Source organism: Methylobacterium sp. JK268 (assembly GCF_054052225.1).
In genome coordinates this window covers 133,695-159,076 of record NZ_JBSVZN010000022.1, presented here as the reverse complement: position 1 = coordinate 159,076, position 25,382 = coordinate 133,695, and the positions used below count along the sequence as shown (strand labels likewise).

Below are 25,382 nucleotides of genomic sequence, written 5' to 3'. Positions count from 1 at the left end.
GGGCTACGGCCTTGACGGAAGTGAGTCGGGGTCTGCGAGGATTGCGCCGGCGAGCATGGCGGCGAAGCGCTGCCAGCCGCGGGCCATGATCTTGGGTCCCGGCGGCTTGCCGGCGACGTTCCAGCCGCCGTGCCGGGCCACGATCCAAGACAGCCAGGCCAGCGTCCCCGGTGGGTGTGGGTTCTGCAGGCGTGCCGTACTGCCCTCGCAGGCCCGGCCCAGCTGCGCCACCACGGGCAAGGCGACCGCGTCGAGCACGTCCTGCATCGGCCGCCCGCCGCCCGTGCGGGCATCGACCAACTGCAGGATGCGCACCGCCGCCCCCAGCGCCAAAGCCGCCAGCCGGAACAGCTTGTCGGGCACCCGCATCTGCGTCGCGTCCAGGCCCAGCCCGTCCCGCTTGAGCGCGCGGAACACCTCTTCAATGCGCCAGCGCAGCCGGTACAGCCGCACCGTCTCGCGCGCCTCGGCGGCGGTCGCGACCGGGCGCGTGCTCAGAAGGTGCCAGCACAGCGGCGCCTGACCGTCGGGCGGGGTGGGCTCCTCCACCGTCACCAGGCTCAGCGGCAGCGCGCCCGGCAGGCTCTTCGGCTCGCCCGCTGGCCGCTTCACCACCAGCGATCCGGCCCGCAACTGCACCCGTGCGGTGCGCTCGGGCCGGCCCGGCCGGGCGGGGACCGTCACCGTATCCTCGGCCAGGACCGGCCAGCGCGCCGCCTCCGCCGTCATCGCGCCCCCCGTGGCCAGCGCCCGGTCGTGGCGGGCGCGCACCAGCAGGTCGGTGCCCGCCGGACAGCGCGCGACGTGATCGTAGATGTCGCCTTCCTGGTCGGCCACCACGATCAGGCTCGCCGCGCTCTCGCCCAGGCGGGCCTGCGCGGCCTGCGCGCCCACACCCCAGCGCCGGCTCTCCTTGTCCGCGATCGGCCGGCCCGCCCGCGGCTTGACCGGCGCGTCCGCCCGCGTCCAGATCTGGGCATCGACCAGCCCCAGGATCGCCTCGTCCTGTGCGTCGACCGCCACGACCGGGTGCAGGAAGAAGCCGGGATTGCGCCCGTTGCCGGCGGGCCCGAGCCCGTGACGGCCCGCCGCCAGCGGGGTGAAGTTGATCTCGCTCGTGTCCTGCACCGCCACGACCGCGCGGCCGGCACAGGCCTGGGCCGTGCGCGCGCCAAACGCCCGCAGGATGGCGCCCACGCTCGTGTGCGGCGAGGACAGGTAGCGATGGGCTGCGGCCGTGCCGGCCTCGCTGCCCCCGACCGTGCTCAGCACCACGCTGCCGGTGGTCACGATCCGATCAAACAGCCAAGCGCCGCGCGCCTCGGTGCGGATGTCGCCGACCCCAAGTCCGTCCATGCAAAGCCTCCCGCACAGCGCAAAGGCTCACAACACGAACCGAGCGAATCAGATCCGTACAGGCCGTAGCCCACTCGGGAGAGGGGATCCGGCGCGAGCTGGGATGGCATAGTTTTCTGCTAACGTAGCCTTTTTCGGAGACCAAAGCGCACGAAAAGGGGCCTCCAATTTTCACCGGACAGCCGTGCCGCACGCGGGGAGAAGAGAAACCCGCACCTCATCCGGCGAAGTGTGAATGAGCGAGCCGTCGGAGGAGAGGGTTCCCGGCGCGCTCCCTACTGCGCGTTCTTGAACGGCTCGTACTTGGTCAGGCCGCGCAGGAGCTGGCCGAGGAAGGCCTGCTCGCCGCCGCTCGTCGGCGTCGTGCGCGAGATGAAGTCGAACACCCGCCCGTCCTGCTCGCCGTAGAGCGCCACCCGCTCCACCTTGAAGCCGCCATTGAAGTAGACCGCGAGCACCCGCTGGTCCTCCGGCCGCTCGCCCAGGAACATCACCGTGCGCTTGGTGTTCTGGCTGATGTAGTACCAGGATTTGTTGCCCACGGTGGAGACCGTGGAGGGCGTGCCCAGGAGCTGCAGGACCTGCTCGGCGCTGGTGCCCGGCTTGACCTGGGCGACCGCGGCCTCGTCGATCAGGTAGCCGTGGCGGAACTCCTCGCCGATCACGCAGCCGGCCACCGACAGGCCGAGCAGCCCCGCCGCGGCGAGGCGGGTGAGCGACGGAATGAAGCGACGCGGCATCGCGACCCTCTGGAACGCGCGAAAGGACGGCGCCCTTGCGCCGGAACGGACCGTTGCCGTACCCCGGGGTTGTGGCGTTGGCAAGGCACGGCCACGCTTGCCCGGCGGGCGCCCCGGCACCCCGGCCGGGCGGGAAACCGGCGCCCGTGCAAGGCTTTGGCAGTGAGGGGACCGATGCTCCGCAATCTCTTCCGGCGCGAGGACGGACGGCGGCGCGCCATCGAGGCGTTGCACATCCGCATCAACGCGGCCGCCCGGGTGCCCGCCCTCTACCTCGATCTCGGCGTCCCCGACACCGTCGAGGGCCGCTTCGAGATCCTCTGCCTCCACGTCATCCTGACCCTGCGCGGCCTGCGCGGGCTCCCGGCCCCGGCCGCGGACATCGCCCAGGACCTCGTCGACTCGGTCTTCGCGCAGCTCGACGCGTCCCTGCGCGAACTCGGGGTCGGCGACCTCGGCGTCGCCAAGCGCATGAAGAAGCTCGCCCAGGCCTTCTACGGGCGGGCGCAGGCCTACGACGACGCCCTCGACGCCCGGGACGAGGCGGCGCTGGCCGCGTCGCTGGCCCGCAACGTTCTCGGCGGGGCGTCCCCCGAGGCCGGCCGGCCGCTGGCCGCCTACGTGACGGCCGCCGCCGCCGCCCTCGCCGGGCAGGATCTCGACGGGCTGATGGCGCAGGGGCCCGTCCTGCCCGACCCGGCCGCGTTCCGGGCGGCCTGACGGCCCGGCACGGCCGGCGCGCCGTCCGGATCCCGATCCAACCCCCGAGGAGGACTCCATGACCCCCGAACCCATCGGCCCGCTCTCCCGCCCGGTCATGGTCGAGCGCACCCTCAAGGCCGGCGGGGAGATCACCGTCGAGGCGAACGAGGAGGAGCGCGCGGCCCTGGCGCGCGATTTCGGCCTGCCGGCGATCCACAGCCTCATCGGGCGCTACCGCCTCCAGGGCTCGCTCCACCGCCTGCAGGTGACGGGCACCGTCGAGGCCGCCCTCGCGCAGACCTGCGTGGTGACGCTCGAGCCCTTCGACTCGACGCTGCGCGAGGAGGTCGACGTGGATTTCGCCGCGCCCGACGCCTTCGCGGGCACGGCCGCCGAGGATGCCGAGATCCCCGACCCGATCGTCAACGGGCGCATCGACCTCGGCAGCCTCACGGCGGAGTTCCTGGCGCTGGGGCTCGATCCCTACCCGAGGAAGCCGGGCGTCGCCTTCGAGCCTCCGGCGGCCGAGGCCGGCGAGCACCCCTTCGCGGGCCTGCGCAGCCTGAAGGAGGAATGACCGGCCCCCGAGAATTCGTTTGCGGCCCGGCGCCGGGCCGCTATTTTCCGCCGCGCCGCGGCACCCCCCTGTCCGTCCGCCGCCGGAACGAGGCTCGTCGACACGCCCATGTCCCAGAGAGTGCGCATCTCGCTCGACGCGATGGGCGGCGACCACGGCCCCTCCACGGTGGTGCCCGGCGCGGCGATCGCCCGCGAGCGCCGCCCTGAGACGAGCTTCCTGCTGTTCGGCGACGAGGCGGTGCTGGCGCCGATGGTGGCGGCCGAGCCCCGGCTCGCCGGTGCCGTCGAGATCCACCACACCAGCGTCGCCGTCGCCATGGACGACAAGCCGAGCCAGGCGGTCCGGGCCGGGCGCGGCAAGTCCTCGATGTGGCGGGCGATCCAGGCCGTGCGCGACGGGGAGGCGGAGGCCGCGGTCTCGGCCGGGAACACCGGCGCCCTGATGGCCATGTCGAAGATCTGCCTCAAGACCATGGCGGGCATCGAGCGGCCGGCGATCGCCTGCCTGTGGCCGACGGTGCGCGGCGAGAGCGTCGTGCTCGACGTCGGGGCGACGATCGGCACCGACGCGGAGCACCTCGTCGAGATGGCGCTGATGGGCGCCGCCATGGCGCGGATCGTGTTCGACCTCGACCGGCCGACGGTGGGGCTCCTCAACGTCGGCACCGAGGAGATGAAGGGCAACGAGGCCGTCAAGGAGGCCGCCCGCCGCCTGCGCGAGGCGGAGCTGACGACCCTGCACTACCACGGCTTCGTCGAGGGGACGGATCTCGGCCGCGGCACCACGGACGTGGTGGTGACCGAGGGCTTCACCGGCAACATCGCGCTCAAGACCGCCGAGGGAACCGCCAAGCAGATCGGGCAGTATCTCAAGAGCGCGATGAGCCGGACCCTGATGGCGAAGATCGGCTACCTGTTCGCGCGCGGCGCCTTCGACGCCCTGCGCGAGAAGATGAACCCGAGCCGGGCCAATGGCGGCGTGTTCCTCGGCCTCGAGGGCATCGTCATCAAGAGCCACGGCTCGGAGGACGCGCACGGTTTCGCGGCCGCGATCGAGCTCGCCGCGGACATGGCCCGCCACGACCTGATGCGGACCATCCGCGACATGCTCGAGACGACGCCGGCCGGGGCTTCGGCGTGAGGGAGGATTGCGTGTGTCCCAGAAGCCCGGCATGACCCGCCTGCGCTCGGTGGTGCGGGGCTGCGGCGCCTACCTGCCCCCGACCATCGTCACCAACGACGAGCTCGCGGCCCGGGTCGACACCTCCGACGAGTGGATTGTCCAGCGCACGGGCATCCGCCAGCGCCACGTGGCCGGCCCGGACGAGACCACCTCGGTGCTCGGCATCCGGGCCGCCCGGGCGGCCCTCGACGCGGCCGGGCTCGACCCGTCGGAGATCGACCTCGTCCTCTGCGCCACATCGACGCCCGACCACACCTTCCCGTCCACGGCGACGCAGATCCAGGAGGGGCTCGGCATCCACGGCGGGGCGGCCTTCGACCTCCAGGCGGTCTGCGCCGGCTTCGTCTACGGGGTCGCCACCGCCGACAAGTTCCTGGTCACCGGCGCCGCCAAGCGCGCGCTCGTCATCGGCGCCGAGACCTTCTCGCGCCTCCTCGACTGGGAGGACCGCACCACCTGCGTGCTGTTCGGCGACGGGGCCGGGGCGATCGTGCTGGAGGCGCAGCCCGGCGAGGGCCATTCGGGCGACCGCGGCGTGCTCACGAGCCACCTGCGCTCGGACGGGCGCCACCGGGAGAAGCTGTACGTCGATGGCGGGCCGGGCTCGACCGCCACCACCGGCAAGCTGCGCATGGTCGGCAAGGAGGTCTTCCGCTTCGCGGTGGGCTCCGTCACCGACGTGGTCGCGGACGCCTTCGCGGCCACGGGAACGACGGCGGCGGACCTCGACTGGTTCGTGCCCCACCAGGCCAACCGCCGCATCATCGAGGCCTCCGCCGACAAGCTCGGCATCGCCCGCGAGAAGGTCGTGCTCACCGTCGACCGCCACGGCAACACCTCGGCGGCCTCGATTCCCCTCGCCCTCGACGCCGCCTGCCGGGACGGGCGGATCCGGCGCGGCGACCTCGTGATGATCGAGGCGATCGGCGGCGGCTTCGCCTGGGGCAGCGCCCTCATCCGCTGGTGACGGGAAAAGACGTCGGCTCCGGTTGACCAAGCGACCGCGCCCGATTAGCGTGCCCGATCATAGACATATCTCGGTTTGTTGAGATCCGTCCGGGAGAGGCACGATGACAGGCAAGACGGTCACGCGGGCCGACCTGACCGAGGCGGTCTACCAGCGCGTGGGCCTGTCGCGGACCGAATCGGCGGCCCTCGTCGAGACGGTGCTGTCGGAGATCTGCGGCTGCCTCGCCGCGGGCGAGACCGTGAAGCTCTCCTCCTTCGGCTCCTTCGTGGTCCGCGACAAGGGCAGGCGCGTCGGGCGCAACCCCAAGACCGGCGTCGAGGTGGCGATCGAGCCGCGCCGGGTGATGGTGTTCAAGCCCTCGAACGTGCTCAAGGCCCGCATCAACGGCGGGACGGCGGAACCCGACGAGGAGTGAGGCGCCTGCGCGGTGGTGCGCGATTGCGGCGGCGCCCGTCCGACGCCACTCTGGTCTCCTTCGACGGCGCCGGGCCTGCGGCCCGGCCGGATGCGGCTGAAGGCGGGAGGTCCCGCGCATGACGACGCTGGCGGCCGCCGGCGAGCCGGGCGGCGAGAAGGCTCCGGACGCATTCCGCACCATCAGCGAGGTGGCGGAGGATCTCGACCTGCCGCAGCACGTGCTGCGCTTCTGGGAGACCCGCTTCAGCCAGATCCGGCCGCTCAAGCGCGGCGGCAACCGCCGCTACTACCGGCCGGACGACGTCGACCTGTTGCGCGGGGTGCGCCGGCTCCTCTACGGCCAGGGCTACACGATCCGGGGCGTGCAGCAGATCCTGCGCGAGCGCGGCATGCGCTTCGTCCAGGCGGTCGGGCGGGGCGAGCAGGTGGCGCCGGCCGCCTTCGCGGAGGCGGAGCTGCCCCGCGACGCGCCGGCCGGCCCGCCGCTCGCGCCGGAGGACCGGGCCGCGCTGGTGCGCATCCACGACGACCTCGTCGCCTGCCGGACCCGCCTCGCGGCGTTCCGGGAGGGGCCGCCGCGCGAAAATCCGTCGCCCGTCGAGAACCTTGCGGAGGAGTAGGCGTTCCCCGGACATGGCCGACCCGCCCCGCCACGCTTCGCCGACCACGGCGCTGATCGCCCGGCTGATGCGCATCGTGCGCACCTGCCCCGAGGCGACGGCCGACGTGCTCGAACTCGTGCTGCTGGTGAGCCAGGTCGAGGCCCTGACCGCCGTCGACCGCGACTACCGCGACGCCAAGCGGGTGATCGCCCGCCTGCGCCATCCCCTCTGGGACATGGCGCCCGACCAGCGCGCGGTGCTGCGGCGGGCGGCGGACACGATCCGGGAGGCGTGCGGGCTCGCCGAGAGCGATATCCCGCCCGACCCGATCGGGGATGCGGGGGAGCGCGAGCGCATCGAGGCCCAGCTCGCCCTGGCGCTGGCCGGCGAGTTCACGCCGGCCCAGATCGCCAAGGTGACGGGCTCGGTGATGGCGGTGCTGCAGGCCTCGGGAAGCGGGCGAGGGGAGGCGTGATGTTCGGCGATTACCCGGTCGAGGGCCGAGGCTACTGGACGTGGCTCGGCGGCATCGCGCTGCTCGGGCTGTTCAACCTGTTCGTGATGCTCGTGCTGCACTGAGGGCGGGGCGGCGCCATGACCCTTCCCCGCAGAGGCGACCGTGTGCATACAGCATAGGAAAACATGTTCTATATCAAAAGGATGATCGTTCCGATCGATCAGACTTCGAGCGGATCCTTCATCGCTCAGCCGCACCCACTGCGCGATCGCTCGCAAAGCATCGCAAAACTCAGCCGACGCCGATCGAGCTGAAGACCGCTCGATTTCAGCCAGTCAGGTGATGGTGAGCCACAGCATCAAACCCGTCTTACGGCAACAAACCCACCTCCTCATGCTGAGGTGCGACCGAAGGGAGCCTCTGGCGGGCCGCAGGCCCGCACGCACCCCAGAGCGCCGTTCCAGGGCTCACGCCTCGGACGGTCTGGACAGGGGTGCTTCGAGGCTGCGCGCGATCTTCGATCGCCGCAGCACCTCAGCATGAGGAGTGTTGTGTTTTCCAGACGCGGTCAGCTGATGAGCCGGCACAAAGATGTGTGCCCACGGCAGCCCGCAACGGGCGGGAGGGTTCGGGCGGGGCGGCCCTCGACGTTCCCCGCCCCCTTCCCCACATGCCTGCCGCGGAGCTTCCTCGGAGAGAATCCCCATGACCCGTCTCATCCTCGCGCTCGTCGCGGCCGGCGCGGTGCTCGGCGGTCCGGCGCTGGCCCAGAGTGCCAAGACCATCGAGCGCAGCGTCGCGACCGGCAAGCAGATCCGCGTGCTCGCCGTGCCCAACCTCAAGAAGGATTGCTCGCTGGGACCCCAGCCCGAGCTGAAGGTCACCGCGGCGCCCAAGAACGGGACGCTGACCCAGCGCGCCGGGCGCACCAAGACGCCCGCCACCTATCGCTGCCCGAACGCCGAGACCACCATCCAGGCGCTGGTCTACGAGAGCAAGGCGGGCTTCACCGGCACCGACGAGGCGACCGTCGAGGTGAAGGGCACCGACGGCGCTACCGTCACCCGCACGATCCGGATCAAGGTCGGCGGCGAGGCCAAGGGCGAGTCCAAGGGTGACTCGAAGGGCGACGCCAAGAGCGATGCGAAGAGCGACGCCACCGACCTCTGAGGAACGTCGGGACCCCATCCCGCGTTTCCCGGCGGAGCGAAGGCGGAACCGTCCCCGCAACGGTTCCGCAAAACCGCAACGGGTGTGTCGGATCCGGCACAGTGCGCGCGGTCGCGGCGGGCTTCGCCTTGATGGACCTGCGACTTTCCGCAGGAGCACGGTCCCGGCGGCGCGTCCGAGCCGTGTCGTATGGCCCCGCTCACCCGTCCTGCGCAATTCCCCACCGTCGCCGCACTGCGACAAACATGGGGATATCGATTGCATTGGAGGCGGGACAGGATGAAGCTGGCGATGTCGTGAGGGTTCGGAATGCCAATGCCGTCAGCGAGCGACCTGTTTCAGACCTTTGCCCGCAGCTACGAGGCCCGCCGTGACGCGGAACTGACGCTGTCCGAGTACCTCGAAGCGTGCCGCAACGATCCCCTGATGTACGCGAGCGCCCCGGAGCGGATCCTGGAGGCGATCGGCCAGCCGGAATTCGTGGACACCGCGCGGGATTCACGCCTGGGCCGGATCTTCATGAACCGGACCATCCGGATCTACCCGGCCTTCTCGGAATTCTACGGCATGGAGGAGACGATCGAGCGGATCGTCTCCTTCTTCCGCCACGCCGCGCAGGGGCTGGAGGAGCGCAAGCAGATCCTCTACCTGCTCGGACCGGTCGGGGGCGGCAAGTCGTCCCTGGCCGAGCGCCTCAAGTCCCTGATGGAGGTGCACCCGATCTACGTGCTCAAGGCCGGCAACGAGCTGAGCCCGGTCTTCGAGAGCCCGCTCGTGCTGTTCGACCCCGAGACCATGGGGGCGGCGATCGAGGAGCGCTACGGCATCCCGCGGCGGCGCCTCACCGGCCTGATGAGCCCCTGGTGCCTCAAGCGCCTGGACGAGTTCGGCGGCGACATCACGCAGTTCAAAGTGGTCAAGGTCCGGCCCTCGCGCCTGCGCCAGATCGCCGTCGCCAAGACCGAGCCGGGCGACGAGAACAACCAGGACATCTCGTCCCTGGTCGGCAAGGTCGACATCCGCAAGCTCGAGACCCTGAGCCAGGCCGATCCCGACGCCTACTCGTATTCGGGCGGCCTGAACCGGGCGAACCAGGGCATTCTCGAATTCGTCGAGATGTTCAAGGCGCCGATCAAGATGCTGCACCCCCTGCTCACCGCGACGCAGGAGGGCAACTACGTCGGCACCGAGAATATCGGGGCGATCCCGTTCTCGGGCATCATCCTGGCCCACTCGAACGAGGCCGAGTGGCAGAGCTTCAAGACCAACAAGAACAACGAAGCCTTCATCGACCGCATCTACGTCATCAAGGTGCCGTATTGCCTGCGGGTGACCGAGGAGCAGCGGATCTACGAGAAGCTGGTCTCCGGCTCGGAACTGGCGGCGGCGCCCTGCGCGCCGGGCACGCTGGAGATGCTGGCGCGGTTCTCGGTGCTCTCGCGCCTGCGCGAGCACCCGAACTCCAACGTCTTCTCCAAGATGCGGGTCTATGACGGCGAGTCCCTGCGCGAGGTCGATCCCCGCGCCCGGTCCCTCCAGGAGTACAAGGACTCGGCCGGCGTCGACGAGGGCATGGACGGCATCTCGACCCGCTTCGCCTTCAAGGTCATGGCCGCGACCTTCAACCACGACACCACCGAGGTCTCGGCCGACCCGGTCCACCTGATGTACGTGCTGGAGCAGTCCCTGCGCCGCGAGCAGCTGCCGCCCGAGACCGAGAAGCGCTACCTGGAATTCATCAAGGGCGAGCTCGCCCCGCGCTACGCGGAGTTCATCGGGCACGAGATCCAGAAGGCCTACCTCGAATCCTACCACGATTACGGGCAGAACCTGTTCGACCGCTACATCGACTACGCGGACGCCTGGATCGAGGACCAGGACTTCAAGGATCCGGAGACCGGGCAGCTGCTCAACCGGGAGCTCCTGAATCAGGAACTCACCAAGATCGAGAAGCCGGCGGGCATCGCCAACCCGAAGGATTTCCGCAACGAGGTGGTGAAGTTCGCCCTGCGCTCGCGGGCGCAGCACGGCGGGCGCAACCCGTCCTGGACCTCCTACGAGAAGATCCGCGAGGTCATCGAGCGGCGGATGTTCAGCCAGGTGGAGGAATTGCTGCCGGTGATCTCCTTCGGCTCGAAGAAGGACAGCGAGACCGAGAAGAAGCACGGCGAGTTCGTGGAGCGGATGCGGGCGCGGGGCTACACCGAGCGCCAGGTGCGCCGCCTGGTCGAGTGGTACATGCGCGTGAAGCAGGCGGGCTGATCGGGGCGAGGGCCGGTGTCCCGGCTCCCCGCGGTTGCTGATGCCGGGAGCCGCCCGGTAGGGTAAGATGGCGTGATCGGAAGTTTCGCCTGATGCACATTATCGATCGGCGCCTCAATCCGGGCGGCAAGTCCCTGGCGAACCGGCAGCGTTTCCTGCGCCGGGTGCGCGACGTGGCCCAGCGTGCCGTGCGCGAGGCGGCCCGCGACCGCGACATCCGCAACATCGACAAGGAGGCCAGCGTCACCGTCCCGGCGGACGGCGTGCGCGAGCCCCGCTTCAGCCGGGCCCCCGGCTCGGGCGTGCAGGACCACATCCTGCCCGGCAACAAGACCTACATCGAGGGCGACACGATCGAGCGCCCGCCCCGCGGCCAGAGCGGGGGCGGAGGCGGCCAGGCCGGGGAGGGCGGCCAGGATTCCGAGGATTCCTTCCAGTTCATGCTGACCCGGGAGGAGTTCCTCGAACTCTTCCTGGAGGACCTGGAACTGCCCGACCTCGCCAAGCGCCGCCTCGCCGTGGTCGAGACGCCGGCCCTGCGGCGCGCCGGCTACATGACCTTGGGCTCCCCCGCCAACCTCGCGCTGACCCGGACCCTGCGCAACTCGCTGTCGCGGCGCATCGCCCTCAAGCGGCCGAAGACCGACGACCTCGCGGCCCTGGAGGCGGACCTCGCCGAGGCCGAGGCGCGCGCACCCGAGGCGCCCGAGACGGTCGCCCTGCGCGAGGAGGTGGAGCGGCTGCGCATCCGCAGCCAGCGCATCCCCTACATCGACCCGATCGACCTGCGCTTCCGGCGCTTCGAGCCCTATCCGCGCCCGGTCGCCCAGGCAGTGATGTTCTGCCTGATGGACGTCTCGGGCTCGATGACCGAGCACATGAAGGACCTCGCCAAGAGGTTCTACATCCTGCTGCACATCTTCCTGGTGCGCCGCTACAAGCACGTCGAGATCGTGTTCATCCGCCACACCGACCAGGCCAAGGAGGTGGACGAGGACACCTTCTTCGGCTCGCGGGAGACCGGCGGCACCCTGGTCTCCTCGGCGCTGGTCGAGATGAAGCGGATCGTCGCCGAGCGCTACAACCCCGAGGACTGGAACATCTACGCCGCCCAGGCGTCGGACGGGGACAACGTGTCGAGCGATTCCTCGACCTCGCAGGAGCTGCTGCGCTCCTCGATCCTGCCGGCCTGCCAGCACTTCGCCTACCTGGAGGTGGGGGACGAGACCGGGCCGCGGGCGGGGTTCGTGGAGCACCGCACCACGCTCTGGCGCACCTACGAGCCCGTCTCCAAGACGAACCCGGTGCTTGCCATGCGCAAGGTCAACCACCGGCGCGACATCTACCCGGTGTTCCGGGAGCTGTTCGCCCGCAAGGCCGGGCAGGAATCGGCCAGCGTCTGAGCCGCCGCGACACGGCCGCAATCCGAGGGGAGCCTGGCTTGACCGGGATACACGCGAGGTTCGAGGTCCGATGAACGCACCGACCACCGGGGTGATGCCGCGGCCCGCCCTGGCCCGGGCCGGAGAGCTTCTCTTCACCGGCAATGACTGGGACTTCGACACCATCCGGCGCATCCACGATGCCTGCGAGGCGATCGCCGGGCCGGAACTCGGCCTGTCCTGGTATCCGAACCAGATCGAGATCATCACGGCCGAGCAGATGCTCGACGCCTACGCGTCGATCGGCATGCCGCTCTTCTACAAGCACTGGTCCTTCGGCAAGCACTTCGCCCAGCACGAGGCCGGCTACCGCCGCGGCCTGATGGGGCTCGCCTACGAGATCGTCATCAACTCGAACCCGTGCATCTCCTACATCATGGAGGAGAACACGGCGACGATGCAGACGCTGGTGATCGCCCACGCCGCCTTCGGCCACAACCACTTCTTCAAGAACAACTACCTGTTCCGGCAGTGGACGGACGCGGACGGCATCCTCGACTACCTCGACTTCGCCAAGGGCTACATCTCCCGCTGCGAGGAGCGCTACGGCCACGGGGCGGTCGAGGCGGTGCTCGACGCCGCCCACGCCCTGATGAACCAGGGGGTGCACCGCTATCCCCGCAAGAAGCGGCCCGACCTGTCCTCCGAGCAGCGCCGCGAGCGCGAGCGCCAGGAGCACCAGGAGCGGATGTACAACGACCTCTGGCGCACGCTCCCCGCCAAGGCCAAGGCCGACGCCCCGAACCTCTCGGCCGAGCGCCGCCGCGCCCTGCTGGAACTGCCGCAGGAGAACATCCTCTACTTCCTGGAGAAGGTGGCGCCGCGGCTGCAGCCCTGGCAGCGCGAGATCCTGCGCATCGTCCGCCACGTGGCGCAGTACTTCTACCCGCAGCGCCAGACCAAGGTGATGAACGAGGGCTGCGCCACCTACTCGCACTACCAGATCATGACCCGCCTGTCGGAGACGGGCCGGATCAGCGAGGCCTCCTACCTCGAATTCCTGCAGTCGCACACCAACGTGATCCGGCAGCCGACCTACGAGGACCGGCACTACGGGGGGCACAACCCCTACGCGATCGGCTTCGCCATGATGACCGACATCGCCCGGATCGCCACCGACCCGACCGAGGAGGACCGCGCCTGGTTCCCGGACATCGCCGGCTGCCGCGACCCGATGGGGGTGCTGCGCGACGTCTGGGAGAATTACCGGGACGAGAGCTTCATCGCGCAGTTCCTGTCGCCGCGCCTGATGCGCCAGCTGCGGCTGTTCCACGTGGTGGACGATCCCGACCAGCCGGAATTGCGGGTGGAGGCGATCCACGACGAGCGCGGCTACCGCCGCCTGCGCCGGGCCTTCGCCCGGCAATACGACGTGGCCTGGCTTGACCCGGACATCGAGGTGGTCGACGTGGACCTGGAGGGCGACCGCCGGCTGATCCTGCAGCATCGGGTGCTGAACCGGGTGCTGCTGCAGAAGGACGATGCTCACCGGGTGCTCCAGCACCTCGCGGATCTCTGGGGCTACGACGTGGTGCTCAAGGAGGTCGACCCGGCCTCCGGGGCGGTGCTGAAGGAGCACACCGCCACCGCCCGGCCGACCTTCTTCTGAGGCGCGCCGTCAGCCCGCCCGGCTCTCCTCGGCCTTGACGGCGAGCGCGGCCTCGGCCTGGGCGCGCGCGAACAGCCCCGGCAGCTCCGCCGCGGCGTCGCTCTGCCCGCGCTCCGTCAGCTCGCCGCGCAGCCGCGCCAGCAGCGCCGCGTCGGTGAGCGGCGTGGCGATCGCCTCGACCAGCCGCCGCGTATAGGCCTCGCCCTCCGGCGCGGAGAGGCCGAGGCGGTCGCTCATCCAGGTCCCGATCATCCGGTTGCGGCGCACCAGGGTCCGGAACCGGATCTCCTCCTCGTGGGCGAACAAGGCCTCGAAGGCGCGTTCGCGCTCCTCGAAAAGGGTCGTCATCGGCTCCTCCCTGCTGCGGCGGGTGCGGATGCTACGCCGATCGGACGCGATTGCCAGATCGTCCCGGTTCACGCTTCGCGGAGGCGCGGCGGCCCTTGACCGCGCGGCCCGTTCGGCCGCTAAGGCGACGCATGCCCGCCACCCACGCCCTCCCGATCGGCGCCGCCCGCCGCGCAGTCCCCGAGCCGCGATGATCCTCGGCATCCTGGCGGCCCTGACTACCGGCGCGCTCTGGGGGCTGACCTTCGTGGCGCCTCGCGCCGTCGCCCCCTTTTCGATGGTCGACCTCGCCATCGCGCGCTACGCGGTGTTCGGGCTCGCCTCGCTGGGCCTGATGGCCCTCGATGCGCGCTTCCGGCCGGACCGGCCCCCGGCCCGCCTCCTGGCCCGGGGCCTGGCGCTCGGGGCGATCGGCTACGTGGCCTACTTCATCTGCGCGGCGCGGGCCGTGCACCTCGCCGGGCCCGTCATCCCGCCGCTCGTCATCGGGGCACTGCCGGTGGTGCTCGGCGTGCTCGGCAACTGGCGCGACCGGGACCTGCCGTGGCGGGCGCTCGCCGGGCCCCTGGCGCTGATCGGGGCGGGGCTCCTCGCCGTGAACGCCGCCGCCCTGGCGGACAGCCCCGACCTCCTGTCGCGCCGGGCGGTGCTGGAGGGCATCCTGTGGTCGGCGGTGGCGCTGGCGATCTGGATCGTCTACGCGCTCCTCAACGAGGGCGCGGCGCGCCAGGAGCGGGCGCCCGCCCCGCTTCCCTGGACGGGGCTGCAGGGCCTCGGCGCCGGGCTCGCGGTGCTGCCGCTCCTGCCGCTCAGTTCCTGGGCCGGGAGCGGATGGCTGCCGGCCGGGCCGCTCGGCGGCGAGGCGCTGCGCTTCGCCGCCTGGGCGCTGCTGCTCGGCATTCCCGGCTCGTGGCTCGCGACCTGGTGCTGGGTCGTCGCCTCGCGGCGGCTCAGCCTCGCGCTCGCCGCGCAGCTCATCGTCAGCGAGAGCGTGTTCGGGCTGATCTACGGCATCCTGTACGAGGCGCGCCCGCCGACCGGGCCGGAACTGGCGGGCGCGGTGCTCATCGTCGTCGGCGTGGTCGCGGCCATCCGGGCCTTCGAGCGGCACCGGGTGGCGCGCCGTGAAGGCCCGGTCGCGGGCTGACGCGCCGTCCCCTCATCCGGCCAGGGCGTAGACGCGCAGCCGATGCCCGTCCGGATCGGCGGCGAGGAAGCTGCGCCCGAAATCGAGGTCGGTCGGGGGCATGAGGATGCGCGCGCCCCGGGCCTCCCAGACCGTATGCGCGGCGTCGACCGCGGCGGCGCTCGCGAGCTTGAAGCCGAGCTCCGCGCCCCCGCCCGTCGCTTCGGGGCGCGGCGCCACGCCGGACGCCCCCCACAGCCCGAGGGACAGCCCGGAGGGCAGGACGAAGAGCACGAAGGTCGCGCTCACCTCGACGGGCTCGCGCGCGAGGACGGACGCGTAGAAGCGCCGGCTCGCCGCGGGGTCGGTGACGTACAGGAGGACGATGCTGCTCTCGGTCTCGGGATGGCTCATCGGTTCGCTCGTGGGCTCGCTCCGTCCCGGCTGGGACCGGGGCGAGCCTTAGCGGGCGCTGCTGCCAGGTTCCGTCAGCATCAGAAATCGGCCTGCGCCAGGCCCTGCGCCCGGCGCCAGTCCCGCATCAGGGCTTGGCGGCGCGCAGGGTAGCGGGCGTCCAGCGGCTCGGCCGCGGCGATGCGGTCGGTGCGGAAGGAGCGGAAATCCCCGCGCAGCTCGCACCACCCGAGGAGCAGGCGCACCTGATCGAAGAAGGCGAGGGCGAAGGGCCAGACGATGCGGTGCGTGTCGCGCCCGGACGCGTCGCGATAGGTGAGGGCGAGCTTGCGCTCGGCGCGGATCGCCCGGCGGAGCAGCGCCGGATCGACCCCGTCCTCGGCGCGCGCGGCGCCCGGTCCGACCAGGAGCGCGCCCGCCTCCATCTCCGCGCGCAGGTCCGCCGGCAGGATGGCGCTGATGCGGGCGAGCGCGCTCTGCGCGGCGTCGCGCAGGCGCCCGTCCGCCCGCCGGGCCACCCAGCGCGAGCCGAGCACCAGGGCCTCGATCTCCTCCGGCGTGAACATCAGCGGCGGCAGCAGGAAACCCGGCCGCAGGACGTAGCCGACGCCCGGCTCGCCCTCGATGGTGGCGCCGTGCGCCTGGAGGCTCGCGATGTCGCGGTAGAGGGTGCGCAGGCTGACCCCCAGCTCCGCGGCGAGCGCCCGGCCGCTCACCGGCTGCCGGTGACGCCGCAGCAGCTGCAGGAGGTCGAGCAGGCGCTCGGAGCGGGACATGCGCGCCTCTCTCGCGGCCCGCGCGTTCTCACCGCCGCGGCTTGGGATGCGCCTTGAAGAAGCGCCACATCTCCCGGGAGGCGTCGGGCCCGCTCGGGTCGGTGTAGCTCCCGGCCGCGTCGCCCCCCGACCAGGCGTGGCCGCTGCCCTGGATCACCCAGTGCTCGACGCTCGGGCGCCCGCGCCCGTCCGCCAGGATGCTGCGGCGCCACGCCCGCCCGTTCGGCGAGACGCCGGATTCCTCGCGCAAGGGCGTGGCGCCGGTCGCCGCGACGATCGCCGCGCCGTTGCGCGGATGCACGGTCCCGTCCTGGTCCCCGTGGAACACGATGGTGGGCAGCACCTGATCGGGCCGGGACGGGGCCTCCGCCCCCTCCCGCATGGCGCGCAGGGCCGCCGGCAGGCTGCTCGCGGCCCCGGCGCAGAGGCCCGAATGGATGCCCGCCGCCGCGAACAGGTCCGGATAGGCCGCCGCGAGGTTCGCGGCCGCCGCGCCCCCGGCCGAGAGCCCGGCCACATAGACCCGCCGCGGATCGACCGCGTACTCCTCCATCACCGCCCGGGCGATGCCGGCCAGGATCGAGGCCTCGCCGCGGTCGCGGCGCTGGTCGCCCGTGTTGTACCAGTTCCAGCAGCGGGCGTGGTTGGCGGAGGCGGTCTGCGCCGGGTAGGCGACCAGGAAGGTCTCCGCCTCGGCGATCCGGTTCATGCCGGTGCCCGCCGCGAAATCGTCCGGCGACTGCGTGCAGCCGTGCAGCATCACGACGAGGGGCACCGCCTGGCCGCGATAGCCCGGCGGAACGTAGAGTTTGTAGGCGCGCTGGCCGGCCGCGTTGGCGAAGCTGCGCGCGACGAAGTCTCCGGCGCCCGGCGCGGTCGGCGCCTTGGCGGGCTCGACCAGCCCTTCGAGGACCGGCCCGATCGTCCGGCCGATCTCGCGGGCGACGTCGCGTAGCCCCTCGGGCAGGCCCACCGGGAACAGGCGCGGCTCCGGCGCGGCCGGGCGCTGCGCCGCCGCCGGGCGGGACGCGGCGGCCGGACGCGGCTGCGGGGCCGGCCGCGCGGATGCCGGGGTGCCGCCCGGAAGGACCCGGAGCGGTACGGTCGTGCCGAGGGCGGCGGTGCTCTTGGAGGCCGCCTTGGCCTTCGGGCCGGGCGTGGTGGGAGCGGGCGACGGCGCGTCGGTGGACCCGCCGCGCACGGCCCGCTGGATCACCGAGAGCGCCTCGCCGAGGCGCCCGGCTCGGGTGAGGCGGGTCGCCTCGGCCATTCCGGGAAGGATCGTCTTGCGCATCTGAGCCTCGTCCTGCGGACGCGAGAGGAGAGGGCACCGGGCCGCGCGGTCCGGTGCCGTTGCGAGAAGGCGGAGCCTCCGCGGCGGGGCGGGGCCGCCCCGGTCAGCGCATGCGGTCGGCGAGGGCGGCCTTCACCGCGGGGCTGGCGTGGAGGGCGCCGAGCACCTCCACGGAGGCGATCGCGGCCCGGGCGAGGTCGGGCGTCACGTCCGGCGCGATCGTGGCGAGCCCGAGCACCCGGATGGCCAGCGGGCGTCCCGCGTCGCGGGCCGCCTCCAGGTCCTCCCGGGCGAAGTGGCGCAGCCCGAGTTCGACGCTCTTGCGCGCCACCGAGAGGCGCGTCGCCTCCCCGTGCCGGTCGATCTGGTTGCGAATTGCCGTGCGGATGAAGTCCGTGCGGTTGGCGTAGAAGCCGTCGCGCACCAGCAGGTCCACGTGCCCCAGATCGACGTAGCCGAGATTCACCGTGATCTTCTCGCTGTCGCCGGGCCGGGGCCGCAGCTCCTGGACGCTCCCGCTCATACGCACCATCCCATCACCATCCAACGGGATGGAAGATGGCTCTCTTTCGCAAGTGCAGCAAGTGCGGTGCAGCAAATATTTTCGGCCGCGTCCCCCTCCGAAGGACGAAGACGCACGGCAAGCGCGAGCGTTGAGGCTTCCGCAACCCTCTGTTAAGCGCCCCCTCCAGAACAGGGAGGAACGCCATGTGGAACCAGGTCTACGACCCCTTCGGGAACGCCTGGGCGTCGACGGCGGCCGCCGCCGTGCCGGTCGTGGCGCTCCTCGCGCTCATCGCCAGCGGTAAGGTGAAGGCCCACATCGCTGCCGTCATCGCGCTGGTGATCGCCGTGCTGGTGGCCACGCTGGTGTTCGGCATGCCGGCGGGCCTCGCCGCGCGGGCCACGGCCTTCGGCATCGCCACCGGCCTCTTCCCGATCGGCTGGATCATCCTCAACGTGATCTTCCTCTACCGGCTGACGGTGGAGAAGGGCTGGTTCGCGACCCTGCAGCAATCGGTCGCCGACATCACGGCGGACCGGCGGCTCCAATTGCTGCTGGTGGCCTTCGCGTTCGGCGCCTTCTTCGAGGGGGCCGGGGGATTCGGCACGCCGGTGGCCGTGACGGGCGCGATCCTGATCGGGCTCGGCTTCTCGCCGCTCGCCGCCTCGGGCCTGTCGCTGATCGCCAACACGGCGCCGGTGGCCTACGGGGCGCTCGGCGCGCCGATCCAGGGCCTCGCCTCCGTCACGGGCTACGACCCCTATCTCCTTGGCGCGATGATCGGGCGGCAGCTGCCCTTCTTCTCGCTGCTCGTGCCCTTCTGGCTGATCGTGGTCTTCGCGGGCTTCCGCGGCATGGCCCAGATCTGGCCGGCGGTGCTGGTCTGCGGCGCCTCCTTCGCGGCGGCGCAGTTCCTGATCTCGAACTACGTCAATCCCTGGATCGTCGATATCGGCGCCTCGCTCGTCTCGATGGGCGCGCTCGTCGCCTTCCTGAAGGTCTGGCACCCCGCCGAGATCTGGACCTCGACGGCCCTGCGCACCCACGACGATTCCATGGCCTTCGCCCCGCCGCGGCCGGCCTCGCTCGGCGCCGCCGCCGTGGCGCGGACGGCCACGCAGCGCGAGATCGTCATGGCCTGGGTGCCGTGGATCATCCTCTCGGTCATCGTGGCGATCTGGGGCACGGGCTGGTTCAAGGATCTCGTCAACCCGCTCTTCACCTGGCGCTACGAGGTGCCCGGCCTGCACAACATGGTGATGAAGGTGCCCCCGGTGGTGGCCAAGCCCGCGCCGGAGGCGGCGGTGTTCCTGTTCACCTACATGTCCTTCACCGGCACGGGCGTGCTGATCGCGGCGCTGATCTCGGGCGTCATCATGGGCTTCGGGCCGGTGCGGCTGGTCATGGCCTATCTCGAGACGATCTGGGTCCTGCGCACCTCCCTCATCACCATCGCGGCGATGCTGGCGCTCGGCGTGCTCACCCGCTACGCGGGCGTCGACGCCACCCTCGGCCTCGCCTTCGCGGGCACCGGCATCCTGTACCCGTTCTTCGGCACGCTGCTCGGCTGGCTCGGCGTCGCGCTCACCGGCTCCGACACCGCCTCGAACGTGCTCTTCGGCGGGCTGCAGCGCATCACCTCCGAGCAGCTCGGTCTCTCGGGCATCCTGATGGCGGCGGCGAACTCGTCGGGCGGCGTCATGGGCAAGATGATCGACGCGCAATCGATTGTCGTCGCCTCCACGGCCACCGGCTATTTCGGCCAGGAGAGCCGGATCCTGCGCTTCGTGTTCTGGCACTCGATCGCGCTCGCCTGCCTGGTCGGCGGCATGGTGATGCTGCAGGCCTACGTGCCGCCCTTCACGGCGCTCGTGCTGCGCTGAGGGGGCGCGATGGCGATCACCCTCTACGAACTCGCCGGGGCCGACCCGGCGCGGCGCTTCTCGCCCTTCTGCTGGCGGATCCGCCTCGCCCTGGAGCACAAGGGGCTCGCCTTCGCGGGCCGGCCCTGGCGCTTCACCGAGAAGGACGCCATCGCCTTCGCGGGCAGCGACAAGGTCCCGGTGCTGGTCGACGGCGAGCGGGCGATCGCCCTCTCGCCGGCCATCGCCGCCCATCTGGAGGAGGCCTATCCGCACCGGCCGAGCCTGTTCGGCGGGCCGGCCGGGGCGGCGCTCACGCGGTTCGTCGTCCACTGGACGGACGGGGTGCTGCATCCCGCGCTGGCGCCGCTCCTCCTCACCGCCATCCACGGGATGCTCGACGAGGGCGACAAGGACTATTTCCGCCGCTCCCGTGAGGCCCTGTTCCGCAAGCCTCTGGAAGCGGTCTGCCCGGACCCCGAGGCGCAGCTCAAAGTCCTGCGCCGGACCCTGTCGCCCGTGCGGGCGGTGCTCCGCGAGCAGCCCTTTCTCGGCGGAGCGGCGCCGCTCTACGCCGATTGCGCCGTGATGGGCGCCTTCCTCTGGGCGCGGGGCGTGAGCGCGCGGGCGCTCCTCGAGGCCGACGATCCGGTCGAGGATTGGCGGCAGCGGATGCTGGCGCGGCTCGGGCCGGATTCGGCCGGGCTGACGGCGTTCTGATCCGGCTGGCCCCGCATCGGGTTCCACCGGCGACGCTGACCTCGGCGGATGAGAGCGAGCCGTCTCGGTGTTTGGCTCAATCCCACTCCCTTTTCCGGACGACTGTCGCGTCAGCGGAAGGAGATCCGGAAACCAGCACAGGACTCGCCGCGAAGCGGCTCCTATTGTTGGCAGCGGTGTTGAAAAGCGGTCGCTTCGCGAAGTTTTGCGCTGGTTTCCGGGTCGCATTCCGCTGACGCTGCATGCGCCCGGAAAAGGGGAGATCCACAGGACAACCGGTGTCTCATCTTAGGACGCCGTGGCGAGCACCCGGACGGCGCGCCGCGGGTCGTCGTGAACGAGGCGGATGAGCGCGCGCAGGGCGGGATCGGGCTGGACCCGTCCCTGCTCCCAGTTCCGCACCGTGCCGAGCGGGATCCCGAGCGCCGCCGCGAAGCCCTCCTGCGTCAGGGCGAGGCCCTTGCGGGTCCGCCGGACGTCCCGGGCGAAGAGGCCGCGCGCGATCTCCGCCTCGGTCAGCGGCGGGTTGTCCGGATCCGCCTCGGCCGCCGCGGTGATCGCCGCATCCGTCAAGGCGTCGAGCGCGGTCTCCTCCGCGGGCGACGGGCACGGCGGGGCAGTGGGATCGAGGCGGAACTCAACGGATACCATGTCGGCGCTCCTGGCCGCCGTTCCACCCGAACGCGGCCGGCGTGATCATGGTTGGACCCTGCGCGAGCCGCGCATCTCTCACAAGGCTCTCCGCCGCAGCCCGCCTCCTGGCGCATCCGGGCGCGCCGTGGCGCCTCGGCCGCAGGACCGACGGATCCGACCGAACCCTGTGGACCCCTGCACCCCGCGCGGATCGCGGGGCCGCCCGCCCGTGTTAGAACCCCGGTTCGGGTGACCGCGGAGCCGTGATGACGATCAGCGTGGAGATGGGCGTGGCGGGCGGCCGCGAGGTCGCCGCCCTCGATCTGGAGGAACTCCTCGCCACCCGTCTCCTCGTCCAGGGCAATTCGGGCTCGGGCAAGTCGCACCTCTTGCGCCGCCTGCTGGAGCAGAGCGCGCCCCACGTGCAGCAGGTGGTGATCGACCCCGAGGGCGACTTCGTTACCCTGGCCGACCGCTTCGGCCACGTGGTGGTGGACGGCGCCCACGGGGAGGCGGATCTGCAGCGCATCGCCGCGCGGGTGCGCACGCACCGCGTCTCGGTGGTGCTCACCCTGGAGAGCCTCGACGTCGAGGCGCAGATGCGCGCCGCCGCCGCCTTCCTGGGCGGGCTGTTCGATGCCGAGCGCGACCACTGGTACCCGGTCCTCGTGGTGGTCGACGAGGCCCAGCTCTTCGCGCCGGCCGCGGCCGGCGAGGTCTCGGACGAGGCCCGCAAGGCGTCGCTCGGCGCCATGACCAACCTGATGTGCCGGGGCCGCAAGCGCGGCCTCGCCGGGGTCATCGCCACCCAGCGCCTCGCCAAGCTCGCCAAGAACGTGGCCGCCGAGGCGTCGAACTTCCTGATGGGCCGGACCTTCCTCGACATCGACATGGCGCGGGCCGCCGACCTGCTCGGCCTCGAGCGCCGCCAGGCCGAGAGCTTTCGCGACCTGGAGCGCGGGTCCTTCGTGGCGCTGGGGCCGGCCCTGTCGAAGCGCCCGCTCACCCTGCGCATCGGCGCGGTCGAGACGGCGCCGCGCTCGACGAGCCCCAAGCTCGTGCCGCTGCCGGTCCCCGCCGCGGAGGATCTGCGCGACCTCATCCTCACGCCCGGCGCCGACGAGCCCGTGCGTGTGCCCTCGCCGCGCCCCGTCCCGCGGCCCTCGTCCGTCGACCTGATGCAGCAGCTCGCCCAGGCCCGGCCGGTCCAGGCGGAACCCGAGGAGGTGCCGGCCCTGGCACCCGAGGAGCGCGAGGCCGCGCTCGCCGCGATCCTGCGCGAGATCGCCGCCGACCCGGACGCCACCCACCACACCCTGGCGGTGCTCTACCAGGACTTCCTGGTGCGCTGCCGGATGCGGCGGATCGGCGATCCCCTCGACCTGCCGGCCTTCCGGCGCCGCCTCGCCGTGGCCCGCGCCGGGCTGGAGGGCACGGAGGAGCAGGAGGGCGAGGCCGACGCCGTGCTCGCCGCCTGCGCGGGACTGCCCGAGGAGGTGCAGGGGCTGTTCCTGCTGCTGGCCCGCGCGGCGCGCAGCAGCGCCCCGTGCCCCTCCGACGACGCGCTCGCCCGCGCCATCGGCTCGCGCTCGCCCGGCCGGGCGCGGCGGCTGCTGGCCTTCGTGGAGAGCCGCGGCGCCGTGGTCTGCCGGACGGATTTCCGCGGCAACCGCGTCGTGGCGATCCCGAGCCTCGGCCTCGAGACCGGCCCCGGCGACCCCAAGGGGACGGCCGCGCCGCCGCCCGGGCTGTTCGCGGCCGAGTAGGGGTTCATACCAACGGCCCAGGATGCTGACGCATCGGGCCGTTGATCTATCTCGAATTTTCGATACCAGGCAAAAGCTTGGCGAAAATTCGAGAGCGGAACCACAGGTCATTTTCAATGACCGGTGGTATCAGGGACGCCGCTCGCAGAGGGTCTTCACGTAGGTGCTGGCATCCGGGCTGCGGCCGGCCCCGGCCACCATCGTCGGACCCATCATCAGGCATTCCTGGGGCGAGTGGGCCGGGGCGGTGATCACGTCCTGCGCCGTCTCGCGGGTGCAGTCCTTGGCGTCGAGGGTGGAGGCGCAGACGAGCGCCACGACGAGGAGAACGGGCATCGGGCCCTCCGGGGCGGGAGGCCGGAAGTGTAGTGCCGATCCGTTGCCCGCCAAGGATCGAGACCTGCGATATAATGCGCGCCATCAGGCGCGGGCGAGTCCGGCCAGGTGGGCCACGAGGCGGCGGGCGACCTCGTCCTTGCCCAGCGTCGGCCAGGTCTCGACCGCGCCGTCGCGACCGATCAGCAGGACGGTGTTGCGGTCGCCGCCCATGACGCCGGTCCCGGTCGAGACGTCGTTGGCCACGATGAGGTCGCAGCCCTTGCGGGCGATCTTGGCGCGGGCGTGGGCGACGACCTCGTGGGTTTCGGCCGCGAAGCCGACCACGAGGGGCGGGCGTCCCTCGCGGCGCTGCGCCACCGTGGCGAGGATGTCGGGGTTCTCCACCAGCGCGAGGCCGGGCGGCCCGCCCGGCCCCTTCTTGATCTTCTCGTCCGTCTCCGCGGCGGGGCGCCAATCGGCGACGGCGGCGGCGAAGACCGCGATGTCGGCGGGAAGCGCCGCCTCGACGGCCGCCAGCATCTCCCGGGCCGTCTCGACCCGGACGACCGTCGCGCCGGGCGGGTCGGGAAGGGACACGGGTCCGGAGACCAGCGTCACCCGGGCGCCCGCCGCGGCGGCGGCGGCCGCGATGGCGTGGCCCTGCTTGCCCGAGGAGCGGTTGGCGATGTAGCGGACCGGGTCGATCGGCTCGTGGGTCGGCCCGGAGGTGACGAGGAGGTGCCGGCCCGCCAGGGCACCCGCCTGGCTGCGCGCCGCCAGGAGCGCGACGAGGGCCTCGGCGATCTCCTGCGGCTCGGCCATGCGGCCCGGCCCGGTCTCGGCCTCCGCCATGGCGCCCGTATTGGGGCCGACCACCGCGACGCCGTCGCCCCGCAGGGTCGTGAGGTTGCGCTGCGTCGCCGGATGCAGCCACATCCGCACGTTCATGGCCGGGGCGATCAGGATCGGCAGGGTGGTGGCGAGGAGCACCGTGGCGGCGAGGTCGTCCGCGTGCCCGCCAGCCATTCGCGCCATCAGGTTGGCCGTGGCGGGGGCCACCACCACCGCGTCCGCCTGCCGGGCGAGCTTGATGTGGCCGATATCGGCCTCGTCGTCGCGGTCGAACAGGTCGGTGTGGACGCGCTCTCCCGAGAGGGCGCCGGCGGCGAGCGGCGTCACGAAGCCCTGCGCACCTTGGGTGAGCACGCAGCGGACCGCCGCGCCCCGCTCGCGCAGGCGGCGGATCAGGTCGAGGGACTTGTAGGCCGCGATGCCGCCGCCGATCACGAGCAGCACCCGGCGGTGGGCGAGGGGGAGGGTCATGAGGTCCTTCGGAGGCGGGGTGCATCCGGCGGAAGCGCCGATCAGGCGGCATCCTGGCAGGGTACGTCGAAGGCGATCCCGCCGCCCTCGACGTGGATCGACACCTTGAAGCCGAGGCGGCCCACGAGCCGCATCAGCATCGGCACCGAGAAGCGGCTCGGCCGCTCGCCGGTCAACGCCGTCACCTCGTCTTGGCCGAGTCCGAGCCGATCTCCGACCTCCTGCGGCGTCAGCCCGCGCCGCCGGATCTCCTCGGCGACGAAGCGGAGAAGGCGCGACTTCACCACGAGGTCGTCCGCATCGGGCATCTCGAGTGCGTGGAAGGCACTCTGGACCGCATCCATCGTGTCCGTCATCCCGGTCTCCTCCGCTGCCGCTAGGGCCGAACGGCGCGCTCCATCTCCTCGGCCTCCCGCAGGCGCGAACGGATCAGGTCAACGTCGTGCTTCGGCGTCTCGCTCCCGCGCTTCGACTTCTTCTTGAACGCATGGAGGACGTAGATCGCGGTGGCAAGGCGCACGGTGTAGACGCACCGGTATGCATCGCCGTCGTGATCCTCGACGAGTTCGATCACGCTGCCCCCGTCGAAGCCCTTCAGCGCTTTCGCCCGCGGTGCCCGCTCACCCTGCTGCGCCAGGTAGAGGGCGTACCCGACATCCTGGCGGACCTCGTCGGGAAACCCCATGAGGTCCTTGCGGCTCGATGCGACGAAAACCAGCGGTCGGAGCCTCCGGCCGTCGTCCATCGCTGCATCGTGCCCCCGGTCGTATCGGCGTCGCTATAGCAGACGGCCGCGATCTTCGCAGCG

General features: G+C 71.7%; 27 protein-coding genes. 15 read left to right on the top strand and 12 right to left on the bottom strand.

Features of this window, described 5'->3' with window-relative positions:
• Window positions 1–3: 3 nt before the first annotated feature.
• Both ACW9J6_RS22375 and ACW9J6_RS22370 read right to left on the bottom strand, forming a co-directional pair.
• Window positions 4–1,356: an IS4 family transposase gene (locus tag ACW9J6_RS22375; protein WP_457118717.1), complete on the bottom strand. Its 1,353-nt coding sequence runs from the start codon at window positions 1,354–1,356 to the stop codon at window positions 4–6.
• A gap of 275 nt (window positions 1,357–1,631) precedes the next feature.
• A complete protein-coding gene (locus tag ACW9J6_RS22370) occupies window positions 1,632–2,096 on the bottom strand; it encodes an outer membrane protein assembly factor BamE (RefSeq protein WP_457118716.1) in 465 nt (154 codons plus the stop codon).
• A 174-nt stretch (window positions 2,097–2,270) separates the two neighbouring features.
• On the opposite strand from ACW9J6_RS22370, the gene ACW9J6_RS22365 reads away from it, so the two are divergent.
• From ACW9J6_RS22365 to ACW9J6_RS22315, 11 genes are all read left to right on the top strand, one after another.
• Window positions 2,271–2,816: a ubiquinol-cytochrome C chaperone family protein gene (locus ACW9J6_RS22365; protein WP_457118715.1), complete on the top strand. Its 546-nt coding sequence runs from the start codon at window positions 2,271–2,273 to the stop codon at window positions 2,814–2,816.
• A 58-nt stretch (window positions 2,817–2,874) separates the two neighbouring features.
• Window positions 2,875–3,375 carry a YceD family protein gene (locus tag ACW9J6_RS22360; RefSeq protein ID WP_457118714.1) on the top strand — a complete coding sequence of 167 codons (501 nt, stop codon included), beginning with the start codon at window positions 2,875–2,877 and terminating at the stop codon, window positions 3,373–3,375.
• Window positions 3,376–3,483: 108 nt separating this feature from the next.
• On the top strand, window positions 3,484–4,518 hold the full coding sequence (gene plsX, locus ACW9J6_RS22355) for a phosphate acyltransferase PlsX (RefSeq protein ID WP_457118713.1): 1,035 nt from the start codon (window positions 3,484–3,486) through the stop codon (window positions 4,516–4,518).
• Between the two features lie 31 nt (window positions 4,519–4,549).
• A complete protein-coding gene (locus ACW9J6_RS22350) occupies window positions 4,550–5,527 on the top strand; it encodes a beta-ketoacyl-ACP synthase III (protein ID WP_457118725.1) in 978 nt (325 codons plus the stop codon).
• A 103-nt stretch (window positions 5,528–5,630) separates the two neighbouring features.
• A complete protein-coding gene (locus tag ACW9J6_RS22345; RefSeq protein WP_457118712.1) occupies window positions 5,631–5,945 on the top strand; it encodes an integration host factor subunit alpha in 315 nt (104 codons plus the stop codon).
• A gap of 118 nt (window positions 5,946–6,063) precedes the next feature.
• Window positions 6,064–6,567 carry a MerR family transcriptional regulator gene (locus tag ACW9J6_RS22340; RefSeq protein WP_457118711.1) on the top strand — a complete coding sequence of 168 codons (504 nt, stop codon included), beginning with the start codon at window positions 6,064–6,066 and terminating at the stop codon, window positions 6,565–6,567.
• Window positions 6,568–6,580: 13 nt separating this feature from the next.
• Window positions 6,581–7,024: a hypothetical protein gene (locus ACW9J6_RS22335; protein WP_457118710.1), complete on the top strand. Its 444-nt coding sequence runs from the start codon at window positions 6,581–6,583 to the stop codon at window positions 7,022–7,024.
• A 687-nt stretch (window positions 7,025–7,711) separates the two neighbouring features.
• On the top strand, window positions 7,712–8,176 hold the full coding sequence (locus ACW9J6_RS22330) for a 4-aminobutyrate aminotransferase (protein ID WP_457118709.1): 465 nt from the start codon (window positions 7,712–7,714) through the stop codon (window positions 8,174–8,176).
• A 309-nt stretch (window positions 8,177–8,485) separates the two neighbouring features.
• Complete coding sequence (locus ACW9J6_RS22325; RefSeq protein ID WP_457118708.1) at window positions 8,486–10,438, top strand: PrkA family serine protein kinase; 1,953 nt, start codon at window positions 8,486–8,488, stop codon at window positions 10,436–10,438.
• 92 nt (window positions 10,439–10,530) lie between these two features.
• Complete coding sequence (locus ACW9J6_RS22320; protein ID WP_457118707.1) at window positions 10,531–11,841, top strand: YeaH/YhbH family protein; 1,311 nt, start codon at window positions 10,531–10,533, stop codon at window positions 11,839–11,841.
• A 70-nt stretch (window positions 11,842–11,911) separates the two neighbouring features.
• Complete coding sequence (locus ACW9J6_RS22315; RefSeq protein ID WP_457118706.1) at window positions 11,912–13,489, top strand: SpoVR family protein; 1,578 nt, start codon at window positions 11,912–11,914, stop codon at window positions 13,487–13,489.
• A 9-nt stretch (window positions 13,490–13,498) separates the two neighbouring features.
• Here the strand turns inward: ACW9J6_RS22315 and ACW9J6_RS22310 are convergent, their stop codons facing one another.
• Entirely contained in the window at window positions 13,499–13,837 is a 339-nt protein-coding gene (locus ACW9J6_RS22310) for a DUF1476 domain-containing protein (protein WP_457118705.1), read from the bottom strand.
• A 190-nt stretch (window positions 13,838–14,027) separates the two neighbouring features.
• On the opposite strand from ACW9J6_RS22310, the gene ACW9J6_RS22305 reads away from it, so the two are divergent.
• Window positions 14,028–14,984, top strand: coding sequence for a DMT family transporter (locus ACW9J6_RS22305; protein ID WP_457118704.1), 957 nt, complete (start codon window positions 14,028–14,030; stop codon window positions 14,982–14,984).
• Between the two features lie 12 nt (window positions 14,985–14,996).
• Here ACW9J6_RS22305 and ACW9J6_RS22300 read toward each other — a convergent pair whose 3' ends face one another.
• The 4 genes from ACW9J6_RS22300 to ACW9J6_RS22285 all read right to left on the bottom strand — a co-directional run bounded on the left by ACW9J6_RS22300 (window position 14,997) and on the right by ACW9J6_RS22285 (window position 17,970).
• A complete protein-coding gene (locus ACW9J6_RS22300) occupies window positions 14,997–15,377 on the bottom strand; it encodes a VOC family protein (RefSeq protein WP_457118703.1) in 381 nt (126 codons plus the stop codon).
• An 80-nt stretch (window positions 15,378–15,457) separates the two neighbouring features.
• On the bottom strand, window positions 15,458–16,153 hold the full coding sequence (locus ACW9J6_RS22295; RefSeq protein WP_457118702.1) for a helix-turn-helix transcriptional regulator: 696 nt from the start codon (window positions 16,151–16,153) through the stop codon (window positions 15,458–15,460).
• A gap of 28 nt (window positions 16,154–16,181) precedes the next feature.
• Window positions 16,182–17,447: an extracellular catalytic domain type 1 short-chain-length polyhydroxyalkanoate depolymerase gene (locus ACW9J6_RS22290; protein WP_457118701.1), complete on the bottom strand. Its 1,266-nt coding sequence runs from the start codon at window positions 17,445–17,447 to the stop codon at window positions 16,182–16,184.
• Window positions 17,448–17,550: 103 nt separating this feature from the next.
• Window positions 17,551–17,970 (bottom strand): CopG family transcriptional regulator, encoded by a 420-nt coding sequence (locus ACW9J6_RS22285; RefSeq protein ID WP_457118700.1) that lies wholly within the window; start codon window positions 17,968–17,970, stop codon window positions 17,551–17,553.
• A 185-nt stretch (window positions 17,971–18,155) separates the two neighbouring features.
• Between ACW9J6_RS22285 and ACW9J6_RS22280 the strand changes: the two genes are divergently transcribed.
• Window positions 18,156–19,835 carry an L-lactate permease gene (locus ACW9J6_RS22280; protein ID WP_457118699.1) on the top strand — a complete coding sequence of 560 codons (1,680 nt, stop codon included), beginning with the start codon at window positions 18,156–18,158 and terminating at the stop codon, window positions 19,833–19,835.
• A 9-nt stretch (window positions 19,836–19,844) separates the two neighbouring features.
• Window positions 19,845–20,534, top strand: a complete 690-nt coding sequence (locus tag ACW9J6_RS22275) for a glutathione S-transferase N-terminal domain-containing protein (protein WP_457118698.1) — start codon at window positions 19,845–19,847, stop codon at window positions 20,532–20,534.
• Window positions 20,535–20,822: 288 nt separating this feature from the next.
• Here ACW9J6_RS22275 and ACW9J6_RS22270 read toward each other — a convergent pair whose 3' ends face one another.
• A complete protein-coding gene (locus tag ACW9J6_RS22270) occupies window positions 20,823–21,185 on the bottom strand; it encodes a helix-turn-helix domain-containing protein (protein WP_457118697.1) in 363 nt (120 codons plus the stop codon).
• Window positions 21,186–21,433: 248 nt separating this feature from the next.
• Between ACW9J6_RS22270 and ACW9J6_RS22265 the strand changes: the two genes are divergently transcribed.
• Entirely contained in the window at window positions 21,434–22,933 is a 1,500-nt protein-coding gene (locus ACW9J6_RS22265) for a helicase HerA domain-containing protein (protein WP_457118696.1), read from the top strand.
• Between the two features lie 129 nt (window positions 22,934–23,062).
• On the opposite strand, the gene ACW9J6_RS22260 is transcribed toward ACW9J6_RS22265, so the two are convergent.
• The 4 genes from ACW9J6_RS22260 to ACW9J6_RS22245 form a co-directional block, all read right to left on the bottom strand.
• Window positions 23,063–23,269 carry a hypothetical protein gene (locus ACW9J6_RS22260; protein WP_457118695.1) on the bottom strand — a complete coding sequence of 69 codons (207 nt, stop codon included), beginning with the start codon at window positions 23,267–23,269 and terminating at the stop codon, window positions 23,063–23,065.
• A gap of 84 nt (window positions 23,270–23,353) precedes the next feature.
• Window positions 23,354–24,574 (bottom strand): bifunctional phosphopantothenoylcysteine decarboxylase/phosphopantothenate--cysteine ligase CoaBC, encoded by a 1,221-nt coding sequence (coaBC, locus tag ACW9J6_RS22255; RefSeq protein WP_457118694.1) that lies wholly within the window; start codon window positions 24,572–24,574, stop codon window positions 23,354–23,356.
• A 41-nt stretch (window positions 24,575–24,615) separates the two neighbouring features.
• Window positions 24,616–24,930: a helix-turn-helix transcriptional regulator gene (locus ACW9J6_RS22250; protein WP_457118693.1), complete on the bottom strand. Its 315-nt coding sequence runs from the start codon at window positions 24,928–24,930 to the stop codon at window positions 24,616–24,618.
• A 20-nt stretch (window positions 24,931–24,950) separates the two neighbouring features.
• Window positions 24,951–25,319, bottom strand: coding sequence for a type II toxin-antitoxin system RelE/ParE family toxin (locus ACW9J6_RS22245; protein WP_457118692.1), 369 nt, complete (start codon window positions 25,317–25,319; stop codon window positions 24,951–24,953).
• Between the last annotated feature and the right edge of the window lie 63 nt (window positions 25,320–25,382).